17 protein-coding genes are annotated in these 23,219 nt (G+C 70.7%); 7 read left to right on the top strand and 10 right to left on the bottom strand.

Annotated features, from left to right (window positions below; genetic code table 11):
• Nucleotides 1-98: 98 nt before the first annotated feature.
• The 3 genes from ACFVYR_RS36265 to ACFVYR_RS36255 all read right to left on the bottom strand — a co-directional run bounded on the left by ACFVYR_RS36265 (nt 99) and on the right by ACFVYR_RS36255 (nt 6,785).
• A complete protein-coding gene (locus ACFVYR_RS36265) occupies nt 99-1,739 on the bottom strand; it encodes an ABC transporter substrate-binding protein (protein ID WP_384262281.1) in 1,641 nt (546 codons plus the stop codon).
• Nucleotides 1,740-2,249: 510 nt separating this feature from the next.
• Nucleotides 2,250-4,157, bottom strand: a complete 1,908-nt coding sequence (typA, locus tag ACFVYR_RS36260) for a translational GTPase TypA (protein ID WP_384262279.1) — start codon at nt 4,155-4,157, stop codon at nt 2,250-2,252.
• 312 nt (nt 4,158-4,469) lie between these two features.
• Nucleotides 4,470-6,785 carry an ABC transporter family substrate-binding protein gene (locus tag ACFVYR_RS36255; protein ID WP_384262276.1) on the bottom strand — a complete coding sequence of 772 codons (2,316 nt, stop codon included), beginning with the start codon at nt 6,783-6,785 and terminating at the stop codon, nt 4,470-4,472.
• 352 nt (nt 6,786-7,137) lie between these two features.
• Here ACFVYR_RS36255 and ACFVYR_RS36250 point away from each other — a divergent pair, with 352 nt between their 5' ends.
• The 6 genes from ACFVYR_RS36250 (at nt 7,138) to ACFVYR_RS36225 (ending at nt 13,943) form a co-directional block, all read left to right on the top strand.
• On the top strand, nt 7,138-7,452 hold the full coding sequence (locus ACFVYR_RS36250) for a hypothetical protein (protein WP_384262274.1): 315 nt from the start codon (nt 7,138-7,140) through the stop codon (nt 7,450-7,452).
• Between the two features lie 96 nt (nt 7,453-7,548).
• Nucleotides 7,549-8,385 (top strand): hypothetical protein, encoded by an 837-nt coding sequence (locus tag ACFVYR_RS36245; protein WP_384262271.1) that lies wholly within the window; start codon nt 7,549-7,551, stop codon nt 8,383-8,385.
• A 76-nt stretch (nt 8,386-8,461) separates the two neighbouring features.
• Nucleotides 8,462-10,411 carry a fumarate reductase/succinate dehydrogenase flavoprotein subunit gene (locus tag ACFVYR_RS36240; RefSeq protein WP_384262269.1) on the top strand — a complete coding sequence of 650 codons (1,950 nt, stop codon included), beginning with the start codon at nt 8,462-8,464 and terminating at the stop codon, nt 10,409-10,411.
• Entirely contained in the window at nt 10,408-11,178 is a 771-nt protein-coding gene (locus tag ACFVYR_RS36235; RefSeq protein WP_384262267.1) for a succinate dehydrogenase/fumarate reductase iron-sulfur subunit, read from the top strand. The genes ACFVYR_RS36240 and ACFVYR_RS36235 overlap by 4 nt, the downstream gene beginning before the upstream one ends.
• 183 nt (nt 11,179-11,361) lie before the next feature.
• A complete protein-coding gene (locus ACFVYR_RS36230; protein WP_384262265.1) occupies nt 11,362-12,669 on the top strand; it encodes a hypothetical protein in 1,308 nt (435 codons plus the stop codon).
• Between the two features lie 221 nt (nt 12,670-12,890).
• On the top strand, nt 12,891-13,943 hold the full coding sequence (locus tag ACFVYR_RS36225) for a hypothetical protein (RefSeq protein ID WP_384262263.1): 1,053 nt from the start codon (nt 12,891-12,893) through the stop codon (nt 13,941-13,943).
• Nucleotides 13,944-14,094: 151 nt separating this feature from the next.
• On the opposite strand, the gene ACFVYR_RS36220 is transcribed toward ACFVYR_RS36225, so the two are convergent.
• From ACFVYR_RS36220 to ACFVYR_RS36195, 6 genes are all read right to left on the bottom strand, one after another.
• Complete coding sequence (locus tag ACFVYR_RS36220) at nt 14,095-16,869, bottom strand: SpoIIE family protein phosphatase (RefSeq protein WP_384262261.1); 2,775 nt, start codon at nt 16,867-16,869, stop codon at nt 14,095-14,097.
• Between the two features lie 173 nt (nt 16,870-17,042).
• Nucleotides 17,043-17,459 (bottom strand): ATP-binding protein, encoded by a 417-nt coding sequence (locus ACFVYR_RS36215; protein ID WP_384262259.1) that lies wholly within the window; start codon nt 17,457-17,459, stop codon nt 17,043-17,045.
• A 116-nt stretch (nt 17,460-17,575) separates the two neighbouring features.
• The gene (locus ACFVYR_RS36210; RefSeq protein WP_384262257.1) at nt 17,576-18,028 is read right to left on the bottom strand and encodes a (deoxy)nucleoside triphosphate pyrophosphohydrolase; all 453 of its coding nucleotides are present in this window, start codon (nt 18,026-18,028) and stop codon (nt 17,576-17,578) included.
• Between the two features lie 54 nt (nt 18,029-18,082).
• Nucleotides 18,083-18,268, bottom strand: coding sequence for an SPOR domain-containing protein (locus ACFVYR_RS36205; protein WP_384262255.1), 186 nt, complete (start codon nt 18,266-18,268; stop codon nt 18,083-18,085).
• A gap of 250 nt (nt 18,269-18,518) precedes the next feature.
• Nucleotides 18,519-19,274 carry a GntR family transcriptional regulator gene (locus tag ACFVYR_RS36200; protein ID WP_384262253.1) on the bottom strand — a complete coding sequence of 252 codons (756 nt, stop codon included), beginning with the start codon at nt 19,272-19,274 and terminating at the stop codon, nt 18,519-18,521.
• A gap of 175 nt (nt 19,275-19,449) precedes the next feature.
• A complete protein-coding gene (locus ACFVYR_RS36195; protein WP_384262251.1) occupies nt 19,450-20,286 on the bottom strand; it encodes a DUF4190 domain-containing protein in 837 nt (278 codons plus the stop codon).
• A gap of 75 nt (nt 20,287-20,361) precedes the next feature.
• On the opposite strand from ACFVYR_RS36195, the gene ACFVYR_RS36190 reads away from it, so the two are divergent.
• Nucleotides 20,362-21,588, top strand: coding sequence for a serpin family protein (locus ACFVYR_RS36190; RefSeq protein ID WP_384262249.1), 1,227 nt, complete (start codon nt 20,362-20,364; stop codon nt 21,586-21,588).
• Nucleotides 21,589-21,598: 10 nt separating this feature from the next.
• Here the strand turns inward: ACFVYR_RS36190 and ACFVYR_RS36185 are convergent, their stop codons facing one another.
• On the bottom strand, nt 21,599-23,173 hold the full coding sequence (locus ACFVYR_RS36185) for a S8 family peptidase (protein ID WP_384262247.1): 1,575 nt from the start codon (nt 23,171-23,173) through the stop codon (nt 21,599-21,601).
• Between the last annotated feature and the right edge of the window lie 46 nt (nt 23,174-23,219).

Below are 23,219 nucleotides of genomic sequence, written 5' to 3'. Positions count from 1 at the left end.
CACGGGGGGGGGGGGGTGGTCGCGTCCGGGCCCGGCGCGGGGGGGGGGGGCGCCGCCCCCCAGGGGGGGGGGCCCCCCCCCGACGACGGTCCCGATGCTTACTTCTGCTTCACCTGAACGTCGGTGAAGATGGGGTCGCCGTCCTGGCCGTAGGGGATCTTGCCGAGGATGTTGGTCGACTGACCGCTGTTGACCTTGTAGAACCACAGCGGGATGGCCGGCATCTCCTTGACGAGAGTCTGCTCCGCCTGCTGGTACAGCTTCACGGTCTCGTCGAGCGTGGCGGCCTTGTCGGCCTTGGAGCTCAGCTCGTCGAACTTCTTGCTGGAGAAGCCGCTGGTGTTACCGGCGGCCTTCGAGCCGTACAGGTCGCGCATGAAGTTCGAGTTGACGGGGTAGTCGAGCACCCAGCCACCGCGGTACATGGACTTGACCTGCTTGTTGTCACGCGCGTTCAGGTCCGACTGGAAGGTCGGCTTGGACGCGCCGACACACTCGACACCGACGGCCTTGCGGATGCTGTTGCACACCGCGTCGACCCACGGCTTGTGGTCCTGGTCCGCGTTGAACTGGATCGAGATCTTGTTGCCCGGGACGCCGCCACCCTCCTTGATGAGGGCCTTGGCCTTGGCCGGGTCGAACTTGGCGACGTCACCGAGGGCGCCGTCCTTGTGGCCGAGCACACCGCGCGCGACGAAGGAGTCGGCCGGGGTACGCGTGCCGTGCAGCACCTTCTTGGTGATGGTGTCGCGGTCGATCGCCATGGACAGACCCTGGATGACCTTGGGGTCGATGTCCTTGAACTGCTTGGAGTAGAACGCCGGGACGATCGACTGGACCGCGGAGTACTCCTGGTCGATCGCGCGGTCGCCGAGGTCCTGCTTGTAGTTGGTCAGCGCGGTGGTCGGAACCTGCTCGATCCAGTCGAGGTTGTTCGAGCGCAGGTCCGAGTAGGCGGCGTCGGCGGTCGTGTAGTTCTTGAAGTCGATGCCGCCGTTCTTCGCCGCGTTCGGGCCCTTGTAGCCGTCGAACTTACGGACCTTGATCAGCTTGTTGTGGTCCCACGAGACGAACTTGTAGGGGCCGTTGCCGACGGGCTTCTGGCCGAACGCCTTCGGGTCCTTGAAGAAGGCCTCGGGAAGCGGCGCCCACACGTCGTAGCCGAGCTTGTACGCGAAGTACGAGACGGGGCTGTTGAGCGAGATGGTGAAGGTGTTGTCGTCGACGACCTTCAGGCCCGACATCTTGTCGGACTTGGGCTTGCCCTTCTCGGGGTGGACGTCCTCGTAGCCCTTGATGTCGGCGAACCAGCTGGAGTTGGTCTGGTTGTTCGACACGTTGGCCGACCAGTTCCAGGAGTCCACGTAGGACTTGGAGGTCACCGGGGTGCCATCGTGGAACTTCCAGCCCGGCTTGAGCTTGACGGTCCAGACGGAGGAGTCCTTGTTCGGCTTCACCGACTCGGCGTTGATGTTGACCAGTTCGCCGGAACCGGGCTTGTAGTCGACCAGGCCCGCGAAGACCGCGCGCAGCACGCGGCTGCCCTGGCTCTCCTTGGCGTTGGCCGGCTGCAGCGGGTTCTGCGGTTCGCTGAGCTGCGCGGTGACGATGCCCTTCGGGTCAGGCTTGCCCTTGTTCATGTCGTCACTGCTGTCGCTGCCGCCACCGCCGCAGGCGGTTGCCGCCAGAGTGACGGTTATCGCGCACGCGACCCACTTGGCGCTCTTGGCACCACGCATGGGTTCCTCCTCATGAGTCCACTTGTTCACTGCAAGAGGGGGTACGTGCAACCACGCCGACACCCCTGACGGCGAAGATCGAGTACCCCAGTGTGCTCGTGAGTCGGCGCTCCCCACAGCGCGTGACCCATTGACCCGAGCTATACGCGGTCAACTATTAGCCATGCGGTACCGGTCGACCACACCCTTTTGGTCTCGGTTCAATCACACCTGACGCGTACAACTTCCAAAATCCGGACAAACCGATCCGAGATAGATGGTTGCGAAACGGACGTGTTACACATCTAACGGTCAGTGACGTCCGGATAGCGGACGTTCTCCAGCCAAAAACCGGTTGCCGGGAACCTCTTGACGGGCCGTGGCCACACCGTACCGTCAGCGAAAACGCCGGAGGCCGACCTCCGCCCCTGCTCCCTCGGGAGCGGCGGAAATCGGCCTCGTGAGCGGCGAACTGCCCCTGACTGCTTACCTCAGCGGGTCAGTTGTGCTTGGTGTCGGTTGTCCTCGGTGTCAGTTGTGCTTGGCGCGGGACGCGGAGCGGCCGCGCTCCTTCTGGTCCAGGACGACCTTGCGGATGCGCACGGCCTCCGGGGTCACCTCGACGCACTCGTCGTCGCGGCAGAACTCCAGGGACTGCTCCAGGGACAGCTTGCGCGGCGGCACGATCGCCTCGAAGGAGTCGGCGGCGGCCGAGCGCATATTGGTGAGCTTCTTCTCCTTGGTGATGTTCACGTCCATGTCGTCGGCGCGCGAGTTCTCACCGACGATCATGCCCTCGTACACCTCGGTGCCGGGCTCGGTGAAGAGCACGCCGCGCTCCTGGAGGTTGGTCATCGCGAAGGCGGTGACCGTGCCCGCGCGGTCGGCGACCAGCGAGCCGTTGTTACGGGTCTTCAGCTCGCCGAACCACGGCTCGTGGCCCTCGTGGATGGAGTGGGCGATGCCGGTGCCGCGGGTGCTCGTCAGGAACTCCGTACGGAAACCGATCAGACCGCGGGACGGCACGACGAACTCCAGGCGGACCCAGCCGGAGCCGTGGTTCGACATGTTGTCCATGCGGCCCTTGCGGACGCCCATGAGCTGCGTGACCGCGCCCATGTGCTCCTCGGGCACGTCGATGGTCATGCGCTCGACCGGCTCGTGCGTCTTGCCGTCGATCTGCTGGGTGACGACCTGCGGCTTGCCGATGGTCATCTCGAAGCCCTCGCGGCGCATCTGCTCGACGAGGATGGCGAGCGCCAGCTCACCGCGGCCCTGCACCTCCCAGGCGTCGGGGCGCTCGGTGTCCAGGACGCGCAGCGAGACGTTACCGATCAGCTCGCGGTCCAGGCGGTCCTTCACCTGGCGGGCGGTGACCTTGCGGTCCTTGACCGCGGACTTGGCGTCCGCGCCCTTGCCGGTGCCGCCACGGCCGACCAGCGGCGAGGTGTTCGTACCGATGGTCATGGAGATCGCCGGCTCGTCGACCGTGATGAGCGGCAGCGCGATCGGGTTCTCCGGGTCGGCCAGGGTCTCGCCGATCATGATGTCGGGGATACCGGCGACCGCGCAGATGTCACCCGGGCCCGCCATCTCGGCCGGCTTGCGGGTGAGCGCCTCGGTCATCATCAGCTCGGTGATGCGGACGTTGGCGATGGTGCCGTCGCGCTTGATCCACGCGACCGTCTGGCCCTTGCGCAGCTCGCCCTGCTCGACGCGGAGCAGCGCGATGCGGCCGAGGAAGTTGTCGGCGTCGAGGTTGGTGACGTGCGCCTGCAGCGGCGCGGCCTCGTCGTACGTCGGGGCCGGGACGTGCTCCAGGATCGTGGAGAAGAACGGCTGCAGGTTGGTGGAGTCCGCCGGAACCGTGCCGTCCTCCGGCTTGGTCAGCGAGGCGACGCCGTCACGGCCGCACGCGTAGACGATCGGGAACTCGATCTGGTCCTCGTCCGCGTCGAGGTCGAGGAAGAGGTCGTACGTCTCGTTGACGACCTCGTCGATGCGCGAGTCGGGGCGGTCCGTCTTGTTGATGCACAGGATGACGGGCAGCCGCTGCTGGAGGGCCTTGCGGAGCACGAAGCGGGTCTGCGGCAGCGGGCCCTCGGAGGCGTCGACCAGCAGGACGACCGCGTCCACCATCGACAGACCGCGCTCGACCTCGCCACCGAAATCGGCGTGGCCGGGGGTGTCGATGATGTTGATCGTGATCGGGTCCCCGCCGTCCTTGGGGTGATACTTCACCGCCGTGTTCTTGGCGAGGATCGTGATGCCCTTCTCACGCTCCAGGTCGTTCGAGTCCATCATGCGGTCGTCGAGGGACTCTGCGGCGTGCGCGGCGAAGGAACCGGCCTGCTTGAGCATGGCGTCGACGATGGTCGTCTTGCCGTGGTCGACGTGAGCGACGATGGCGACGTTACGGATGTCGTGGCGCGTGGCCATAGTGCGGCGTACTCCTGGAGTGAGTGGATGGTCGCACGCACCTCTGAAGTACGCGAACCCTGCCGGGCTGGACACGCCACGGCCTCACCCCAGTCTACGGGCCTTCCGCGGAGGCAGCCTCCGCGGGGGCGTCGCGGGGGCTGCCAAAGGTGGGGGAACTTCAACGAAACAGCAGGTCAATGGGTGGATACGAGCTTGCCCGCCGGGGCGGCCGGCGGGCAAGAGAGTTGAGCGGAATCTGAGCAGACGCGCCCTCGGCGAGGGGTGTCCACGGGCGGCTTGTGCTGCTTGTGCCGGTTGGTGGCCCGCTCGCTACTCGGCGGCCGGCAGTCCCGGCGGCTTCGTGCCCGGCTTCAGGAAGCCGATGTCCTCGTACTGCGGGGACTGGAAGCCGAACGCTCCGGCGTTCGCCAGGTTCGGGCGGGCCGCCATCAGCTGGGGACGCTGGTAGAGCGGAATGGACCCGGCCTCGGCCCAGATCCGGGCGTCGGCCTTCTTGACCAGGGAGCGTGACGTTTCTTCATCGAGCTCGGAGACCGCCTGGTCGAAGAGCTGGTCGATGTGGTCGGTGCCGACGCGCGTGTAGTTCTGCTCGACGTTCAGCGAACCGTCCGCGGCCGGGACCGGCTTGGCGAAGATCGGCCGGGCGTCGGTGGCGGGGAAGGCCGAAGCGGGCCAGGAGTACAGGGCTAGGTCGTACTGGCCGGACGCGATGTGGTCCTTGAAGTAGCTGGCGTCGGAGACCTTCGAGGTCTCCGTGCGCACGCCGATCCTCTCCAGCATCCGCGAGATCCGGTCGGCCACCGCGCGCAGCGGCTCCGAGCCGTCCCCGGAGGGCAGCACGAAGCGCAGGGTGAGGGGCTTGCCGTCCTTGGCGAGCGGGCCCGCCGCGACACCGGTGGCTCCCTTGGGGGCCGCGGTGCCCTTGGGGGCGTACGCGCCCGGGGCACCGCCCTTGGCCTGGTCCCTGCCACCCGCCTTGGCCTTGGCCCGCTTGTCGCTGTGCTTGGGCTGGTCGCCCGGCTCCTTCTTCTTCTCCTTGTCGGTCTCGCCGGGCGCCGCGAGGACGTCGGCCTGCCGGTTCAGGGCGGCCCGCTGGTAGGCGGCCGCGGGCGCCGGGGCGAGCACCGTGGTGCCGGTGTCGACGGGCTTGCCGTCGTCCTCGCCGACGATGTACGTGCCGTCGTCCGACGAGTCCTTGCCCGAGTCCGCCTCCGACTTCTTCGCACCGGCCTCGCCGCCCGCCGTCTTCGGCCCCTTCTCCTTCTCCTTCTTCCCCTTCAGCAGCGCGCCCGGCGTCCAGCCCGCGTCCGCGAGCAGCGCCCGCGCCTCGGCGGTGTCCTGCTCGCCGAGCGCCCCGCTGTTGTCCGCGTACGCCTGCTGCCCGGCGAGGGCGAGATGGCTGCCGACCGGCACGGCGGGCAGGCCGAGCGGCTTGAGGACGGCCTTGGCGAGTTCCTCGCGGTCGAGGGCGCGGGCCACCGCGCGGCGCACGCGGTCGTCGGCGAGCGGGCCCTCGGAACCGTTGAGGGCCAGCTGGGTGTAGGCGGGCTCCAGGGACTTGCGGACCACGTAGCCCCGCAGCCCGTCCTGTTCGGCCACGTACTTCTTGACGGCCTTGCGGGTCTTGGCGCGGGCCGCTCTCTCCGCGCCGGCGGCCTCCGCGTCGGAGCCGTGGGCGACGGCCCAGGAGCGCAGCGCCTTGGCGGGGGTCAGCGCGGCGGCGGGGCCGTGCGCGGGCGGGCCCTGGGCGCCCTTGTCCCGGGCGGCCAGGGAGATACGTTCCGCCGCCGCCGGATCGACCGCGGCGAGGTCGACCTTGCCCTGGGCGAGCGCCCCGGCCCGCTCGGCGCGCTTCACCTCGCGCAGCACGATCCTGTCGAGCTTGGCCGGACGGCCCCACCAGCGCGGGTTGCGCGTCAGCGTCACATCACCGGCCTTGCGGTCGATGTCCGCGAGGGCGAAGGGGCCGGCGGTCGCCTTCAGCTTGCGGCGCGCGCCGTCGTTGAAGGAGTCCGGGGTGCCCATGACCTGCTTCGGGTACAGCGGCGAGAAGAGGGAGCGCCAGTCCGCGTACGGCTTGGCGAAGGTGACCCGCACCTGGAGGTTGTTCGCGCCGCGCTCGATCTTCTGGATGCGGTCGTAACCGGCGTTCCGCGCCGTCCAGTACGCGGTGTCCTTGCCGGAGAGGGCCCGCCACTGCGCGGCGAAGTCGTCGGCGCCGATCTCGCGGCCGTCGCTCCAGACCGCCTGCTGGTTGAGCTTGTACAGGACGACCTGCTGCGGCTCGCGCTCGACGACCTCCGCGGACTCCAGGAAGTCGCCGTTGCGCTGCGCCCTGCCCTGCGCGTCGAGCCGGAACAGGGACGGCAGGACGGCGCCCGCCACCCGTGAGGTCGCCTCGTCGGCGTCGGACTGGAAGGAATTGAGCGTCTCGGGCAGCGCGTCGACCGCCCAGTTCACGGTTCCGCCGTCGGCGACCAGGTCCCGGGCGGCGGGAGCGACGTCCTGGCCCGCGGTCGGCCGGCCCGCCTCGTCGTTCGAGCTGCAGCCGGCGAGGGCGGGCAGAATCAGCACCCCCGTCGCGAGGAACACGACAGATGAGGCTCTGACGCGGTCGTGGGACATGGCTGGTACCTCCGGGGTCCGGGGCTCGCCCGGCCGCCCGCTACCGGGACCGCGCCGGGTTTGATCACGTTTGGCGGTATATGGTGCTGATCACATCTATCGCCCCACTGAAGGGGACGGGACCCGTACTGCGGGGGAGGCACGACGGGGGGCGCGCGTTTGCCACTCGTGCGGCCCAACGCGACGACGGGGTACGCCGTCGGTCGCGGCCACCGGGACAGGCGCGTGATCCGGCGCGTTCACCGCTCCCGATCCGGTAATCGGTGCAGATCTCTTCACAAGCCGGGATGTGGCGCGCGACACTCGCAGGCGCATGAGCGTTGCCACCGCACCCCCGAAGTGAGGGCAAGTAATGGCTCTGCACGACGAATTGACGGCCGTACAACGATGTGTGGACGACCTGGTCCGCACGGTCGGCAGGCTGGAGCAGCAGGCCGACGGACAGCTGACGGGTGTCGACGTACGCCGGGTGCGTACGGACACCGACCACCTGCGCGAGAGCGTGGCCCTGCTGCGCGCCTCCGCCCTGCCACCGGCACCCCGCACCGAACCGCTTCCACGCGAATTCGTGACCATCCCCGACGCGCCGTACGACAGCTCCCTGTGGGCGGACTCCGGGGACCTCGACGACGAGGGCCTGGGCGGCTGCGACCGCCGCGCGCCCTGACCTCCGTTCCCGTCCGCCCCGCACCGCCCTCCGCACGCCGCACGCACGCACTCGCAGAGCCTCTCCCCGACCCGAGGACGAAGGAGTGGAGCCTCGTTGGCCACCGGCACGGAACCCCAACCGAAGAGCGGAACGGCCCCCGGCGGCGGCGTGCGCGACGGCACGCGCGCCGCCATCACCGCTGCCCATCTGCGCACCGACCGCTGGTGGCTGGCGCCCGCGGCGACCGCCGCCGGACTGCTCGCCTTCGTCGTCTACTCGACCTGGCGGGCGTTCGCCAACGCCGACTACTACGCGGCGCCCTACGTCTCGCCGTTCTACTCGCCGTGCGTCGCCGAGAACTGCGAGCCCATGCGCTCCGGCCCCAACTGGGAGATCTTCGGCAGCTGGTGGGGCCTCTCCCCCTCGGTGCTCATCCTGATCTTCCCGCTCGGCTTCCGGCTGACCTGCTACTACTACCGCAAGGCCTACTACCGCGGCTTCTGGGCGTCACCGCCGGCCTGCGCGGTCGCCGAGCCGCACAAGAAGTACACGGGCGAGACCCGCTTCCCGCTGATCCTGCAGAACATCCACCGGTACTTCTTCTACGCCGCCGTGCCGGTGGCGGGCATCCTCACGTACGACACCGTCCTGGGCTTCCGCGACGAGCACTACGAGTGGGGCCACATGGGCCTCGGCACGCTCGTCCTCCTCGTCAACGTCGTACTGATCTGGATCTACACGCTCTCCTGCCACTCCTGCCGCCATGTCATCGGCGGCAAGCTCAAGCACTTCTCCAAGCACCCGGTGCGGTACCGCCTGTGGCAGTGGACGGGCAAGCTGACCAGTCGTCACATGCTGCTCGCCTGGACGTCACTGGCGAGCGTGGCGCTCGCCGACCTCTACGTCTACCTGGTCGCGAGCGGCGCCTTCGACGATCCGCGCTTCTTCTAGACGATCCGCGCGACTTCTACGCACTACTTCTTCGCGCTACTTCTTCGCACTACTTCTAACGGACAGGACCCTCGGAATGTCTCAAGTGGAGCGGCAGCAGTGGGACGTCGTCGTGGTGGGGGCCGGGGGCGCGGGTCTGCGGGCCGCCATCGAGGCGCGTGAGCAGGGCGCCCGTACGGCCGTGATCTGCAAGTCGCTGTTCGGCAAGGCCCACACGGTGATGGCCGAGGGCGGCATCGCCGCCTCCATGGGCAATGTGAACTCCGGCGACAACTGGCAGGTCCACTTCCGCGACACGCTGCGCGGCGGCAAGTTCCTCAACCAGTGGCGCATGGCCGAACTGCACGCCCGCGAGGCACCGGACCGCGTGTGGGAGCTGGAGACCTGGGGCGCCCTCTTCGACCGCACCCCGGACGGACGCATCTCGCAGCGCAACTTCGGCGGACACGAGTACCCGCGCCTCGCCCACGTCGGCGACCGCACCGGCCTGGAACTCATCCGCACGCTCCAGCAGAAGATCGTCTCGCTGCAACAGGAGGACTACAAGGAGTTCGGGGACTACGAGGCCCGCCTGAAGGTCTTCCAGGAGTGCACGGTCACCCGAGTCCTGAAGGAGGAGGACGGCGGCCTCGCCGAGGGCGGCCGGGTCTGCGGGACCTTCTGCTACGACCGCGAGTCCGGCCGCTTCTTCGTCCTCGAGGCACCTGCCGTGGTCCTTGCGACCGGCGGCATCGGCAAGTCCTTCAAGGTGACGTCGAACTCGTGGGAGTACACGGGCGACGGGCACGCGCTCGCGCTGCTCGCCGGTGCTCCGCTGCTCAACATGGAGTTCGTGCAGTTCCACCCGACGGGCATGGTCTGGCCGCCGTCGGTCAAGGGCATCCTCGTCACCGAGTCAGTGCGCGGCGACGGCGGGGTGCTCCGCAACTCCGAGGGCAAGCGGTTCATGTTCGACTACGTGCCCGACGTCTTCAAGGAGAAGTACGCGCAGTCGGAGGACGAGGGCGACCGGTGGTACGACGACCCGGACCACAACCGCCGTCCTCCCGAACTCCTCCCCCGTGACGAGGTCGCGCGGGCCATCAACTCCGAGGTCAAGGCGGGCCGAGGATCCCCGCACGGCGGAGTGTTCCTCGACGTCTCCACGCGCATGCCGGCCGAGGTCATCAAGCGCCGGCTGCCTTCCATGTACCACCAGTTCAAGGAGCTTGCGGACGTCGACATCACCGCCGAGGCGATGGAGGTCGGCCCGACCTGTCACTACGTGATGGGCGGCATCGCGGTCGACTCCGACACCGCCGCCGCGCGCCGCGTCGCCGGGCTCTACGCCGCGGGCGAGGTCGCGGGCGGCATGCACGGCTCCAACCGGCTGGGCGGCAACTCCCTCTCAGACCTGCTGGTCTTCGGGCGGCGCGCGGGCCTGCACGCGGCCCGGTACGCCGCGGGACTCGCCGCCCGGCCACCCGTGGACGAGGTGCAGATCGACACGGCGGCCGCCGAAGCGCTGCGGCCGTTCAGCGCGGAGGGCCCGCAGGACGGGGCGACGCCGGAGAATCCGTACGCCCTCCATCAGGAACTGCAGCAGACGATGAACGACCTGGTCGGCATCATCCGCCGCGAGGCCGAGATGGCACAGGCCCTGGAGAAGCTGGCGGAGCTGCGGGTCCGGGCGCGACGGGCCGGTGTCGAGGGCCACCGCCAGTTCAACCCCGGCTGGCACCTCGCCCTCGACCTGCGCAACATGCTCCTGGTCAGCGAGTGCGTCGCGCGGGCCGCCCTGGAGCGCACCGAGAGCCGCGGCGGCCACACCCGCGAGGACCACCCGGCGATGAGCCGCGAGTGGCGCCGCGTCAACCTGCTCTGCCAACTCGCCGACCCCACCGAGGGGTTGGCCGCCACCGATTCCGTACGCGGCCAGATCGACCTGGTCCGCACGGAGACCGAGCCCATCCGCCCCGACCTGCTCGCCCTCTTCGAGAAGGAGGAGCTGGTCAAGTACCTGGCTGAAGAGGAGCTGTACGAATGAGTTCGTACGACGCGCGGTTCAAGGTCTGGCGCGGGGATCTCGGCGGCGGCGACCTGGAGGACTTCAAGGTCGAGGTCAACGAGGGCGAAGTGGTGCTCGACATCATCCACCGGCTCCAGGCCACCCAGGCGCCCGATCTGGCCGTGCGCTGGAACTGCAAGGCGGGCAAGTGCGGTTCGTGCTCGGCGGAGATCAACGGCCGGCCGCGGCTGATGTGCATGACGCGGATGTCGGTCTTCGACCCCGACGAGGTGATCACGGTGACGCCGCTGCGGGCGTTCCCCGTGGTGCGGGACCTGGTCACGGACGTCGGCTTCAACTACACGAAGGCGCGCGAGGTCCCGGCGTTCGTGCCGCCCGCGGATCTCGGTCCCGGCGAGTACCGCATGCAACAGGAGGACGTGGACCGCCCGCAGGAGTTCCGCAAGTGCATCGAGTGCTTCCTGTGCCAGGACACGTGCCACGTGGTGCGCGACCACGAGGAGAACAAGACGGCCTTCGCCGGGCCGCGCTTCCTGATGCGCGTCGCCGAGCTGGACATGCACCCACTGGACGCGGCGGCGGAGTCCGGCCTCGACCGCAAGCGGACGGCACAGGACGAGCACGGGCTCGGCTACTGCAACATCACCAAGTGCTGCACGGAGGTGTGCCCCGAGGGCATCAAGATCACGGACAATGCGCTGATTCCCCTGAAGGAACGGGCGGTTGACCGCAAGTACGATCCGCTGGTGTGGCTGGGGGACAAGATTCGGCGGCGGGCGGAGTAGCGGGGTAGCTGCGCGTAACGGGGGGGGCGGATCGGGGCGGGGCCCGGGCCGGGGCCCGGGCCGGGGCCGGGGCCGGGGCCGGGGCCGGGGCCGGGGCCGGGGCCTCTGGGGGTAATCCCCCAGGTGGGATTTCCATGATTTCCCCCATGGTCGCGGGGGGTCGGTGACGATCAGCATGGAGGCATGACTTCTCGTGTTTCCGTGGCTCGCCGTTCACTGACCCGCCGTTCACTGACCCGCCGTTCACTGACCCGCCGTTCATTGACCCGCCGTTCACTGGTCGGGCTCGCGGTCGCGGGGCTCGCGACGACCGCGGGGGCTCTCCCCGCGTCCGCCTCCGCGCCCAGCGCGTCCGCCACCGCCCCCGCCACCGCGGTCCACCTGCCCGCGCCCACCGGGCCGCACGACATCGGCACCGTCTCGGCCCGGCTCGTCGACCGTTCCCGGCACGACCCATGGGTGCGCTCGCAGCCGTACAGAGAGCTGATGATCAGCGTCTGGTACCCGGCGGCGCCTGACCACGCGGGCTCCGGGCACCGCCGCGCCCGCTACATGGAGCCGGGCGCCGCAGCTCGCTGGGACGCCACCGCACCGCACGGAATCCCCCGGGGCGCGATCGACTTCGCCGCCCTGCGCACACACGCCCGGCAGGGAGCGCCCGCGGACACCGGCGACGGGCGGCGCCCCGTCCTGGTGTACGCGGCGGGCGCGGGCGACCCGCGCACCTGGGGCACCGCCCTGGTCGAGGAGATGGCGAGCCGCGGCTATGTCGTGGTGACCGTCGACCACACCTATGAGAACCCCGGGGTGCAGTTCCCCGACGGCTCGGTCAAGGACGACGGACCGCTCCGCAAGGCGCTGGCGGAGGCGCAGAAGAACAACACCCTTCCAAAGCTCCTGAAGCGGACCCTCGACACCCGGGTCGCCGACTCCCGGTTCGTCCTCGACCGCCTCGGCTCACTGCCGCACGGCCTCTCCCGGATCGTCGATCGCCATCGCGTGGGCATGTTCGGCCAGTCGGCGGGCGGGATCGCCGCGGCCGAGACGATGTACGAGGACCGGCGGGTCACGGCCGGAATCGACCTGGACGGCACGTTGGAGTACAACTCCGAACCCCACGGCACGAACCTGATGCCGGTCGCGCGGCACGGCCTGGACCGGCCGTTCCTGCTCATGGGCCGGGCGGGCAACGACCGCAGGACCGAGCCGTCGTGGCGCTCGTTCTGGTCCCACAGCACCGGCTGGAAGCGGAACCTGACGCTGCGCGGCTCGCTGCACCAGACGTACACCGACCTGTCCGCGCTGCTGCCGCAGGCCGGCGTGCCCGGAAAGGTCCTGGAGCAGAACATAGGCACGGTCGACCCGGCACGGGCGGTGGCGGCGCAACGGGCGTATGTGGCGGCGTTCTTCGACAGATGGCTGCGGGGAACGGACGACGGCCTGCTCGACGGGCCGTCGGGGCGGTATCCGGAGGTGGAGTTCGCGGGGTGATTCGTGGGGCGAGATCGGCCGCGCTGGGGCGTTGCCTGCGGCTGCTGAGGGGGGCTTGGGCTTTCGGCAGCCGTCCCCGGCACCGACAGCCGGCCCCGGCCCTGGCCTCGCACTCACCACTCGCCTCCCGCCACTCACTACCCGCCACCCGGCGCTCACCGTCCCTGCGGACCCCGCCTCCCAGGTCGCGGGAACGGGAGGTCCGCCCTACGCTCCGGAATGTGACGCCGCCCCCGCGCACGGTCGCCGCGAGGGCAGCAGGGGCCGTGGCGGCCGTGCTGCTCGGGGGGTTCGCGGTGCTGTATCCCTCGGGCGCGGTCGCGGACGAGCCGGTCACGCTCTCACGTACCGGGCAGGTCACCGACCGGACGGACCCGCTCGGCGACCACGAGTGCGCCGTCGAGCGGGCGCTCGACCGGCTCCACGACGACCGCGGTGCGCAGCTCTTCGTGGTCTGCGCGCACGACTTCACCGGCCGCTCCGCGCAGCGTTGGGCGTACGCCACCGCCATGGGCGACGATGCGCGGCTCAGCGCCGCGCACCTCAGCGACGCGCAGCTCCGGGACGTGGTCACCCACTATCGCTCGATGCTCGCCGACGCTCCGGTTCCCAGCCCGTCGATCACCCCCGGTTCGGCCGACCCGGGTGGCATGAGCGGCAAGGGTGGTAGGAACGGCGCGGGCGGCGCGGGCGGCGCGGGCGGTTCCATGAACGGCGACCTCGTGCTCCCCGTGGCGGTGGCGTGCGCGGCCGGGATCGCCGCGGCGGTCACCTGCAAGCGGCGCAGGAAGCGCGTCGCCACCCGTACGACGCCCGGCGGCGGACGGGGCCAGCGGGCGGGCGGCGATACCGGCGGCCCCGGCCCCGGCCCCGGCCTCGTCCCGCTCCCCGAGCTCGACGAGGAGGCCCGCCTGCTTCTCGTGGAGACCGAGGCCGCGGTCCGCACCGGCGCCGAGGATCTAGGTTCCGCTGTCGCCAGGTTCGGCGAGGAGGCGGTCAGACCCTTCGGTGAGGCCCTCGCGTACGCGCAGGCCGAGCTGGCGGCGGCGTTCCGGCTGCGGCAAAAGCTCGACGACGCGTTCCCTGAGGACGATCCGACCAGGCGCCGCATGCTGGGCGAGATCGCCGCCCGGTGCACGGACGCGGGCCACCGCCTGGACGCCGCGAGCGCGGGCCTCGACCGGCTGCGCGCCCTGGAGAAGAACGCGCCGCAGACCGAAGGGGCGACCCGTCGGTGGCGCGGGCGAAGGCCGCCGGGGAGCAGAACCGGATGACGGACGCGTCCCGGCACACCGACGTCCGGGAGACGCGGTCCGAGGAGAGGCACCCGCGTCTGCCGTCAGCCCTCAGGCGACCCCAGACCACAGGCATCCCACCTCACACCCCCACCTCACCCCTCCCTCCTCACCTCTCCCTCCTCATCCCTCAGAACAGGCTGAGCAGCGCCTCCGCCGCGTCCATCGGCTCCGACTCCCCCGGCAGCGCGAGTTCGAACCACACGGTTTTGCCGTGCGGTGTCCTGCGCGAACCCCACGCCGCGCTGAGCAGTCCGACCAGTTGGAGTCCGCGCCCGCCCTCGTCGGTGTCCCTGGCCCGGCGGCGGCGTGGCTGGACGAAGCCGCCGTCCCACACCTCGCACACCAGCGTGCGGTCGAGCAGCAGGCGTAGCCGGATGTCGCCCTCGCCGTACCGCAGGGCATTGGTGACGAGTTCGCTGACCAGCAGCTCCGCCGTGTCGCAGAGCCGGTCGAGATCCCAGGAGCGCAGCTGGTCGCAGGCCAGTTCGCGGGCGCGGCCGACCGACTGCGGCTCACGCGGCAGCGTCCAGTCGCCCACGTGCTCGGCGGGCAGGCCCTGGACGCGTGCCATGAGGAGGGCGATGTCGTCCTCCCCGTGGTGGGTGTCCAGCGTGTTCAGGACGTGGTCGCAGACGTCCTCCAGGACGGGCGGCGCGTCGTTGAGCGAGCTGACCAACGCGTTGAGGCCCTCGTCGAGCGGGTGGTGGCGGGATTCCACGAGGCCGTCGGTGTAGAGCGCGAGGAGGGCGCCCTCGGGGAGTTCGACCTGGACGTCCTCGAAGGGCTCGCCGCCGACGCCGAGCGGCATGCCCGGCGGCACGTCGAGCATGAGCGCGCTCTCGCCGGGCTCCACGAGGACGGGCGGCAGATGGCCGGCGTTGGCGAAGGTGCAGCGGCGGGTGACGGCATCGTAGACCGCGTACACACAGGTGGCGAGGTAGACCTCGCCGAGGTCCGCGTCCGCCGCCTTGCGCGCCGCGCGGGAGGCCTGCTGGGGTCCTGCCGGGTTACCGAGGCCGCTGGCGATCTCGTCCAGGGCGGAGAGCACCTCGGCGGGCTCCAGGTCGAGGAGTGCCAGGGTGCGCACGGCGGTGCGCAGTTCCCCCATGGCGACGGCGGCGCGCAGGCCGCGGCCCATGACGTCGCCGACCACCAGGGCCGTGCGGTGGCCCGGCAGCTCGATGACGTCGAACCAGTCGCCGCCGACTTCCGTCGCGGCGTTGCCCGGCAGGTAGCGGCAGGCGATGTCGAGGCCGGACGCCTCGGGGTCGCCGGGCGGCAGCAGGGACCGTTGCAGTATCAGCGCGCGTTCGTGCTCGCGGCGGTACAGGCGGGCGTTGTCGATGCAGACGGCGGCGCGCGCGGCCAGTTCGACGGCGAGCGCCCGGTCGCGTTCGCCGAAGGGCTCGCTGCCCTTCGTACGGGAGAACTGGGCGAGGCCGACCACCGTGTCGTGGGCGACCATCGGCACGGCGAGCGTCGACTGGACGAGGCCGCCGGTGCGCCGGCTCGCCGAATCGTCGTCGTCCGCGGTGATCAGCCGGGGGCGGGCGCCGCGCAGGGCGTCGGCGCAGGGCGAGGTGAAGGCGAAGCGGTGCACGGCACCGACGTCGACGGGCCCGGTGCCCGCGGGGAACGGGGCGTCGGCGACGGCGCTCGCGAAGGCCACCCGACGCAGGTCCGCGCTGCCGTCGGCGAGCCCCGGCGGCGTCTCGTCACCGTCGAGGAGGCCTTGGTAGAGGTCGACGGACGCGAGGTCGCAGAAGCCGGGGACGGCGACGTCGAGCAGTTCCCTGGCGGTGGTCTCCAGGTCGAGGGAGTTGCCGATGCGGGCGCCCGCCTCGTTCAGGAGGGCCAGATTGCGCCGCGCGTGGGCGGCCTCGCGGGCGGCGGCGTGCCGGCGGGTGACGTCGGTGCCGAGGCCCGCGACGCCGATGGGGCGGCCCGAACCGCTGTGCACGCGGTAGAGGTTGATCGACCAGTGCCTGCGCTCGGTGCCGCCTGGCACGGGGCCCACTATCTGCATGTCCGTCACGGAATCGCCGGTCTCAAGGACGCGTTTCATGGCGGCGGCCATGCGGTCGGCCTCGTGGCGCGGGAGATAGTCGTGGACGGTGCGGCCGCGCTGGTCCTCGATGCCGCCGCCGAACACGTCGGCGAACCGGCGGTTGGCTCGCTGCACCTTCAGGTCGGTGCCGAACAGCAGGAAACCGAAGGGTGATTGGCCGAAAATGGCCTGTGAGGCCGCGAGGTCCGTCTCGATCTGCCGGAGCGCGCGGACGTCGACGACGATGCAGACCGCGGCCCGCTCGCCGTCCTCCGTCTCGGTCGGCATGACATAGACCTCGGCGACGCCCTCGAGGCCGCCGGAACCGCCACCGGAACCGCCGCCGGACGGCGCGCCGCCGGGTGCGGGAAAGTCCTCGGAGCCCTCCGGCACGCGGAAGGGGACGACACCCGTCCACTCCCGTCCGTCGAGGATCTCGGCCATCTTGCGGTGTCCCCCGGCGCGCAGCTCCGGCGGTACGAAGGCCTCGATGGGGTCCTTGCCCACGGCGTCCCGCGCGGCCACGCCGAACAGCCGCTCGGCGCGCACGCTCCACTGGTCGACCAGTCCGTCGGGGCCGATCGAGAACGAGGCGACCTTGATGTAGTCGTAGATCGAACCGGGTGGGTTGCTCTGCCATGTCTCGTCCATCGGCACATCGCCGCCGCCGTCGCCGTACGAACCGCCGCCGTACGAACCGCCGACGTACGAACCGCTGCCGACCGGACCGTCGCCCGTCGCGTCATCCGCGGCCTCATAGGCATCCGCGGCCCCATGGGCATCCGTGCCCCCATGGTTTCTCGCGTCGCCCGACGGCCCGTCGTGCTCCGTCGCCTTCGCTGGTATCTCGCTCACGCGAACCGTCCCCTCCAGCTCACCGCGCCCGGCACCGGTCACCGCATACGGCTGACCGCAGTATCCAGCACTACGGTGCCGCGCCACACGGCGTTCACGATCACAGCACGGACTCGACGCTTTTTGGCCCGTGCCGCCCTTGTGCCGGACGGCTGTCGCACACTGCCAGTCTTCTAACCCGGCAGGGCCAGCTCGAACCACACCGTCTTCCCCGTCCTGCCCGTTCGACCGGACCGTGTCCCCCAGCGCCGCGACGAGCGGGAGACCAGCTGAAGGCCGCGTCCCCCCTCGTCGTCGGGTGCGGCCATCCGTTCGAGGGGCGGGTCGGGGAGGGGGTCGGACACCTCCACGAGGAGCGTTCCTGTGGGGTTCGGGGGACGTACGAGACGTACGCCGATGGGCCCGGAGGCATGGCGCAGCGCATTGGTCACCAGCTCGCTGACGAGCAGCACGGTGACGTCGCCGAGGGGCGCGAGGCCCCAGTCGGCGAGCTGTTTGCGGACGACGGCTCGTGCGGTGCGGACCGCGCCGGGGTCCGCGGGAAAGGCCCACTCGGCGCAGTCGCCTTCGGTGTCGATCACGCCGATCACTTCCAGACCAGTAGCTGAACCTGTCCGGTTTCATGGGGTTAATGGGCACATACCCGGTATCCAGGTCGGCTTACCGCGTACTCCGACGCACTGTGGCACGAACGGCGTAGGCGGGGTCAGTGCGCGGCGTGCGGCCGAGCGAGCGCCGCCGTGACGGCGGGTACGTCCGCGGTCAGCCAGTCGACCGACCAGACGGCGTCAGGAGCGAGCCAGCGCAGCTCGTCGTGGTCCTCAAGGGGCCGCGGTTCGCCCGAGACGAGCCGAGCCGTCCATACCCGAAGGACGTACCCCTTGGAGAGCGGCCACTGGCCGGGCACGCGGCCGGTCAGTTCGGTCTCGACACCCAATTCCTCGCGGAGCTCGCGCACCAGCGCGTCCTCGCACCGCTCGCCGGGCTCGACCTTGCCGCCGGGCAGCTCCCAGCCGCCCGCGAGTTCGGGCGGCGCGCTGCGCCGTGCGGCGAGCAGGCGCCCTTCGTCGTACAGGGCGGCACCCACCACGACGCGTTCATCCGCCGTGCCGCGCTCGTCCGGCACCTCGCGTCCGACCGGCACATCGCATTCGTTCATGTGCCGGAGCCTAGGCCGTACCCCCAGCGGACGCGGCGGCGGCAGGCGTCCGGCTCAGCGGCCGCTGCCGTTCTGGCTCATCCGCTCGATGGAGTAGAGCTGTCGGTGACCGCGGTCGTCGAGGCTGTCCGCGATCCGCTGGGCCTCGGCCTTCGTCGCGTACCTGCCCACGCGATAGCGGTTGCCGTCGCCGTCCTGCCGTATCACGAACCAGGGCAGCAGGCCCGTCCCGTCATTCATCGCGCCCCTCCGCTCGCCACCCCCGGCGCGCCCCACGCCTCGATCAGTAAGGAAACCGCAATACGCATATGCCCGAGCCTACGCCCGACCTTTACTCAGCGGATACGGCTTTGCACAAAGAGGTACGCGTGGGGTCCGCTATCGGCCAGGACCCGGTCATCACACAGGGGCGCACTCCATGAGTGCGCCCCCGTCGACCGCACGCCCACGCGACGGGCGGCTCACTTCACCGGCAAGCAGGCGGGCTCGGTCACTTCACCGGCAGGTGGTACGCGATCCGATAGCGGTCGGCGGGCACCACGACGTCGGCCGTCTCGACCGGGCGGCCCGACGCGTAGTACGTCCGGTGGACGACGATGACCACATGGCCGGGGACGCCACCGAGCGCGTTGAGCTCCTCCGCCAGGCCGGGGCGGGCGCCGACCTCCTCCGCGACGTTGTCCACGATCACGTCGATGGCCGCCATCCGCTCCACCACTCCACAGCCGCCGAGCGGGCCCTCCTCGGGGAGCATCACGGGGGTGCGGCCGGTGACGGCGAGGGGCTCCCAGGAGGTGGAGAGCATCATGGCCTCGCCCGCGTCCCGGAACACGTACTTCGTACACATCACGCGGTCGCCCGGCCGGACGGCGAGCCGCTCGGCGACCGCGGCGCTCGCCTCGATCTGCTCACTGCGGGACTCCCAGGTGCCGCGCGCGCTGTCGGCGGCCTGCTCCTGACGGAAGGGGGTCGAACCGCCGTTCACCGCGCGATATCCGGTGCGGGCGATGCGGCGCGGGACCGGGCGCTCCCGTACGTACGTGCCGGACCCGGAGCGGCCCTCGACGAGCCCCTCGGCCATCAGGACCTTGCGCGCCTCCAGGGCGACCGTGTCGGAGACCCCGTACTCCTCGCGGATCCTGGCCTGCGAGGGGAGTCGGGTGTGCGGCGGCAGCGAACCGTCGACGATCTTCTTGCGGAGATCACCCGCGACGCGCAGATACGCCGGCTGCTCACCGAAAGTCACTAGCCACTCCCATCAGGTTGACAGACAGCAACAGCGTGGCAACCGTGGGTTGTTGGACGCAACCCAAGGCCAAGGAATCACCCGAAGTGATGAAGTCTGCCCCTGCAAGTCTTTACGCAGGGCCTTTCCGCGGATATGGCGAGCAGCCAAGGGTATTGAGGAAGCGTCTCAGGTCCTACACGCGCTCTTCGGAGCCGCCGCCCGACGCCGACGCGCCGCGGCGCAGGGAACCGGTGAGCGGATGCTCCGGATCCACGGCGCCGAAGATGCACGTCACGTGGCGGTCGCCCTGGCGCCAGGTGGTCCGGTCGGGCATGAAGTAGTAGATCTCGGCGGCGCCTGCACCGAGCCCGTCACCGTTGCCGTCGCCGTTGCCGTTGCCGTTGCCGTCGCCGTTGCCGCCGGTGTAGCCGTACTGGAGGTCGGTGCACCTGCTCCGGGCGAGCTCGGCGACCGCGTCCTGCCCCGGATAGCGCGCGTCGTTCAGGCGGAACGACCCGAAGACCTCACCGTCGTGGCGCCCCGCGCACGGGACCTCCTCGACCTGGAACGCGTACCTCATGGAGTCGATGCTTCCGTCGGGGGCGTCGAAGCAGCCGCCCTTGTCGACCGGGAAGCCGCCGGCGCCCTGCCGGGACTCGCGCGCCGCGTCACGGAAACCCTCCACGAAATCGCGCGCGCCGCCCGTGGCGACGGTGAGGACGAGCAGCAGCAGACCGACCACCGAGACGATGCTGCCCGCGATCGCCAGCCCCTTGCCGCGCTCACCCTTCTTCTTGATCTGTGCGAGCGCGACCAGGCCGAACACCAGGCCGACGCCGGGCAGGAAGCAGAGGATGCCGAGGACCAGGGAGGCGATGGCGAAGCCGTTCACCGGCGGCCGGGAGTAGGGGGAGTACGGGCCGGGCCACGGCTGGTACGGAACCTGCCCGGGCGGCGGCCCGGCCTGACCCCAAACCCCCTGCTGCCCGGGAGGAGGCGCGTACGGGCCGGGCGGCGGCGGTATGTCCACGGGTAGCGTGCTCCTGGATTCTGGGCGGGCGATGCGGAGGGCTTCACGCATCGTAATCGGGGTGGGAGCAGAGCATTGACCCGGCGGCAAACCTCTACAACTCGGACAGTCGTCCAGGCCGTCAACGGTCTGACCTCCCGGTGGGCCGCGACGGCCGCCGCCGGGACCGGCACCGTCTTCTCGGCGCCCGGCGTCTGGCCCCTCCTCGCACTCCTCGCAGACGGCGCGGACGGCACGGCCCGCGCCGAACTCGCGGACGGCGTGGGGCTGCCGGCGGACCAGGCGGCGGGCGCGGCACGTGAGCTGCTGGCCTCACTGGACGCCATGCGGGGCGTGGACGCGGCGGTGGGCCTGTGGACCAAGCGCACGCTGACGCTGCGGGACACGTGGCGCAAGGGGGTGCCGGTGGCGGCGCTGGGGGTGCTGACCGGGGACCAGGACGCGGACGCGGCGGCCCTCGACGCGTGGGCGTCCCGGCGGACCGGCGGACAGATCGAACGGCTGCCGACCCGGCCGGACGACGAGACCGGGTTCGTCCTGGCGAGTGCGCTGGCGCTGCGGACGGACTGGTTCCAGCCCTTCGACGAGGGCGTGCTGTGGCCTGTGGCAGGGCCTTGGAAGGGCCGGGCGCTGACCTCCCTGTACCGCTCGACGTCGCTCCTCGACCGCGTCGGCGTCGCACAGAGCCCGTCCGGGGCCGTGACGCGGCTGGAAGTGCTCGGCGACACCGGGATCGACGTGCATCTGCTGCTGGGTGAGGGGCACATGGCGCCCGGCCGGGTGCTCGGCGCGGGCGTGGACGCGCTGGCCCGCGGGCTCCCGGTGCTCCCCGGGCCTCAACTGCCGTACGGCGACGTGGGTCCGGGACTGAGCGTGCGCAAGGTGCGCGCCTCGCGCCCCCGTCCGCCGACGCTGCACGTCGACACCGTGGCGTTCACCCTCACCGCGGAGCACGACCTGATGCGGCGGCACGAACTGTTCGGCCTGACGGCGGCGGGGGACGGGACGCACGGCCACTTCCCGGGGATCGCCGCCGAACCCCTGGCGCTCCAGCGGGGCGGGCAGGCGGCGACGGCGACGTTCGGGGCGCTCGGCTTCCGGGCCGCGGCCGCCACCGCGTTCGACGTGGCCGCCATGGGCGTACCCGAGGAGCGTTACGTCACCACCGAAGTGCACGCCACCTTCGACCGCCCCTTCGGCTTCCTCGCCGTCCACCGCACCTCGCGCCTCGCCCTCGCGGCAGGCTGGGTAACCGACCCCGAGCCGTACCGCGAGGACGCGGACAGGGACTTGCCCGCCTAGGCCATGCGCCCTAGAACTGCAGCCCCCAGGAGTCGATCTTCCCGGTGTCCTGTGCGGCGTTGTCGCTGACGCGCAGTTTCCACGTGCCGTTGGCCGTCTCCGAGGAGGCGTTCACGGTGTACGTGGTGTTGATGTTGTCCGAGCTGCCGCCGGTGCCGTACCCCTTGAGGGTGTACGCGGTGCCATCGGGGGCGATCAGCTGGACCTGGAGGTCGCCGATGTAGGTGTGCTGGATGGTGACCGGCACGGCGAGCGCGGCCGGCGCCGAGCCCTCGACGCCCGTGACGTTGATCGGCGACTCGGCCGTGGCGTTGTCGTTGATCGCGTAGTCGTCGGTGTTGCTGAACGACTTGCCCGGCGGGTTGGTGGTGCCTCCGGTGACGTTCAGGAGACGGTTGGGGGAGCCCGATCCGGGGCTGCCGACGACGCCGGTCGATGCGGCACTGACCAGGGCGGCGGACACCTGCGCCGGGGTCGAATTGGGGTTCTGGCCCAGGTATATCGCGGCTGCGCCCGCGACGTGCGGGGAGGCCATCGACGTGCCGGAGATGGTGTTGGTCGCGCTGTCGCTGGTGTTCCACGTCGAGGTGATCGAGGAGCCCGGGGCGAAGATGTCGAGGATGCTGCCGTAGTTGGAGTAGCTCGCCCGCGCGTCGGTGCTGGTCGTGGCGCCGACGGTGATGGCCTCGGCCACGCGCGCGGGGGACTTGGTCGACGCGTCGGTCGACTCGTTGCCCGCCGCCACGGCATACGTGACGCCGGACGCGATGGAGTTGCGTACCGCCGTGTCGAGCGCGCTGTCGGCGCCGCCGCCGAGCGACATGTTGGCGACGGCCGGCTTGACCGCGTTCTTGGTCACCCAGTCGATGCCCGCGACGACCTGCGCGGTGGTGCCCGAGCCCTGGTTGTTCAGGACACGGACGCCGACGATCTTGGCCTTCTTGGCGACGCCGTGCAGGGTCCCCGCGACGGTGCCGGAGACGTGCGTGCCGTGGCCGTGGCCGTCCTGCGCGGTGTTGTCGTTGTCGACGGCGTCGTAGCCGTAGGCGGCGCGCCCGCCGAAGTCGCTGTGGCTGATGCGGACACCGGTGTCGATGATGTACGCGGTGACGCCCTCGCCCGCGGAGTCCGGGTAGGTGTACTTCTGGTCGAGCGGCAGGTTCTTCTGGTCGATGCGGTCCAGGCCCCAGGACGGCGGGTTGTTCTGGGTCGCGGTGGCGGTGAACGTCCGGTTCTGCACGACCATGTCGACCGCGGGGTCGGCGGCGAACTTCTTCGCCGCGCCCTCGGAGAGCTCGACCGCGTAGCCGTTGAGGGCCTTGTCGTAGGTCCGCTCGATCTTGGCGCCGTACTCCTTGGCCAGGGCCTTGCCCTCGGCGGAACGGGCCTTCGGCGCGTTCTTGTCGAGGCTCACGATGTAGCTGTTCTTGATCACTCCGGGGGCGCCGGCGTTCTCGATCGCACCTTCCGCCCGGTCCGGCCGGGCATCCGCCGGGAGGGCGGAGACGACGCCGAGGGCGAGGGCCGCGACCGCGGTCGCGCTGATCCCGGCCAGTCTTCGGCGGTTGTGACGCGTCACTGCCATCTGAGGGGTCCTCCTCAATAGGTGGTGCGCTGGTGGGGGATTGGTG

This window comes from Streptomyces sp. NPDC058284, assembly GCF_042881135.1.
GTDB lineage: Bacteria > Actinomycetota > Actinomycetes > Streptomycetales > Streptomycetaceae > Streptomyces.
The sequence above is the reverse complement of the archived record's forward strand: the minus strand, read 5'-3'. Positions and strand labels throughout refer to the sequence as shown.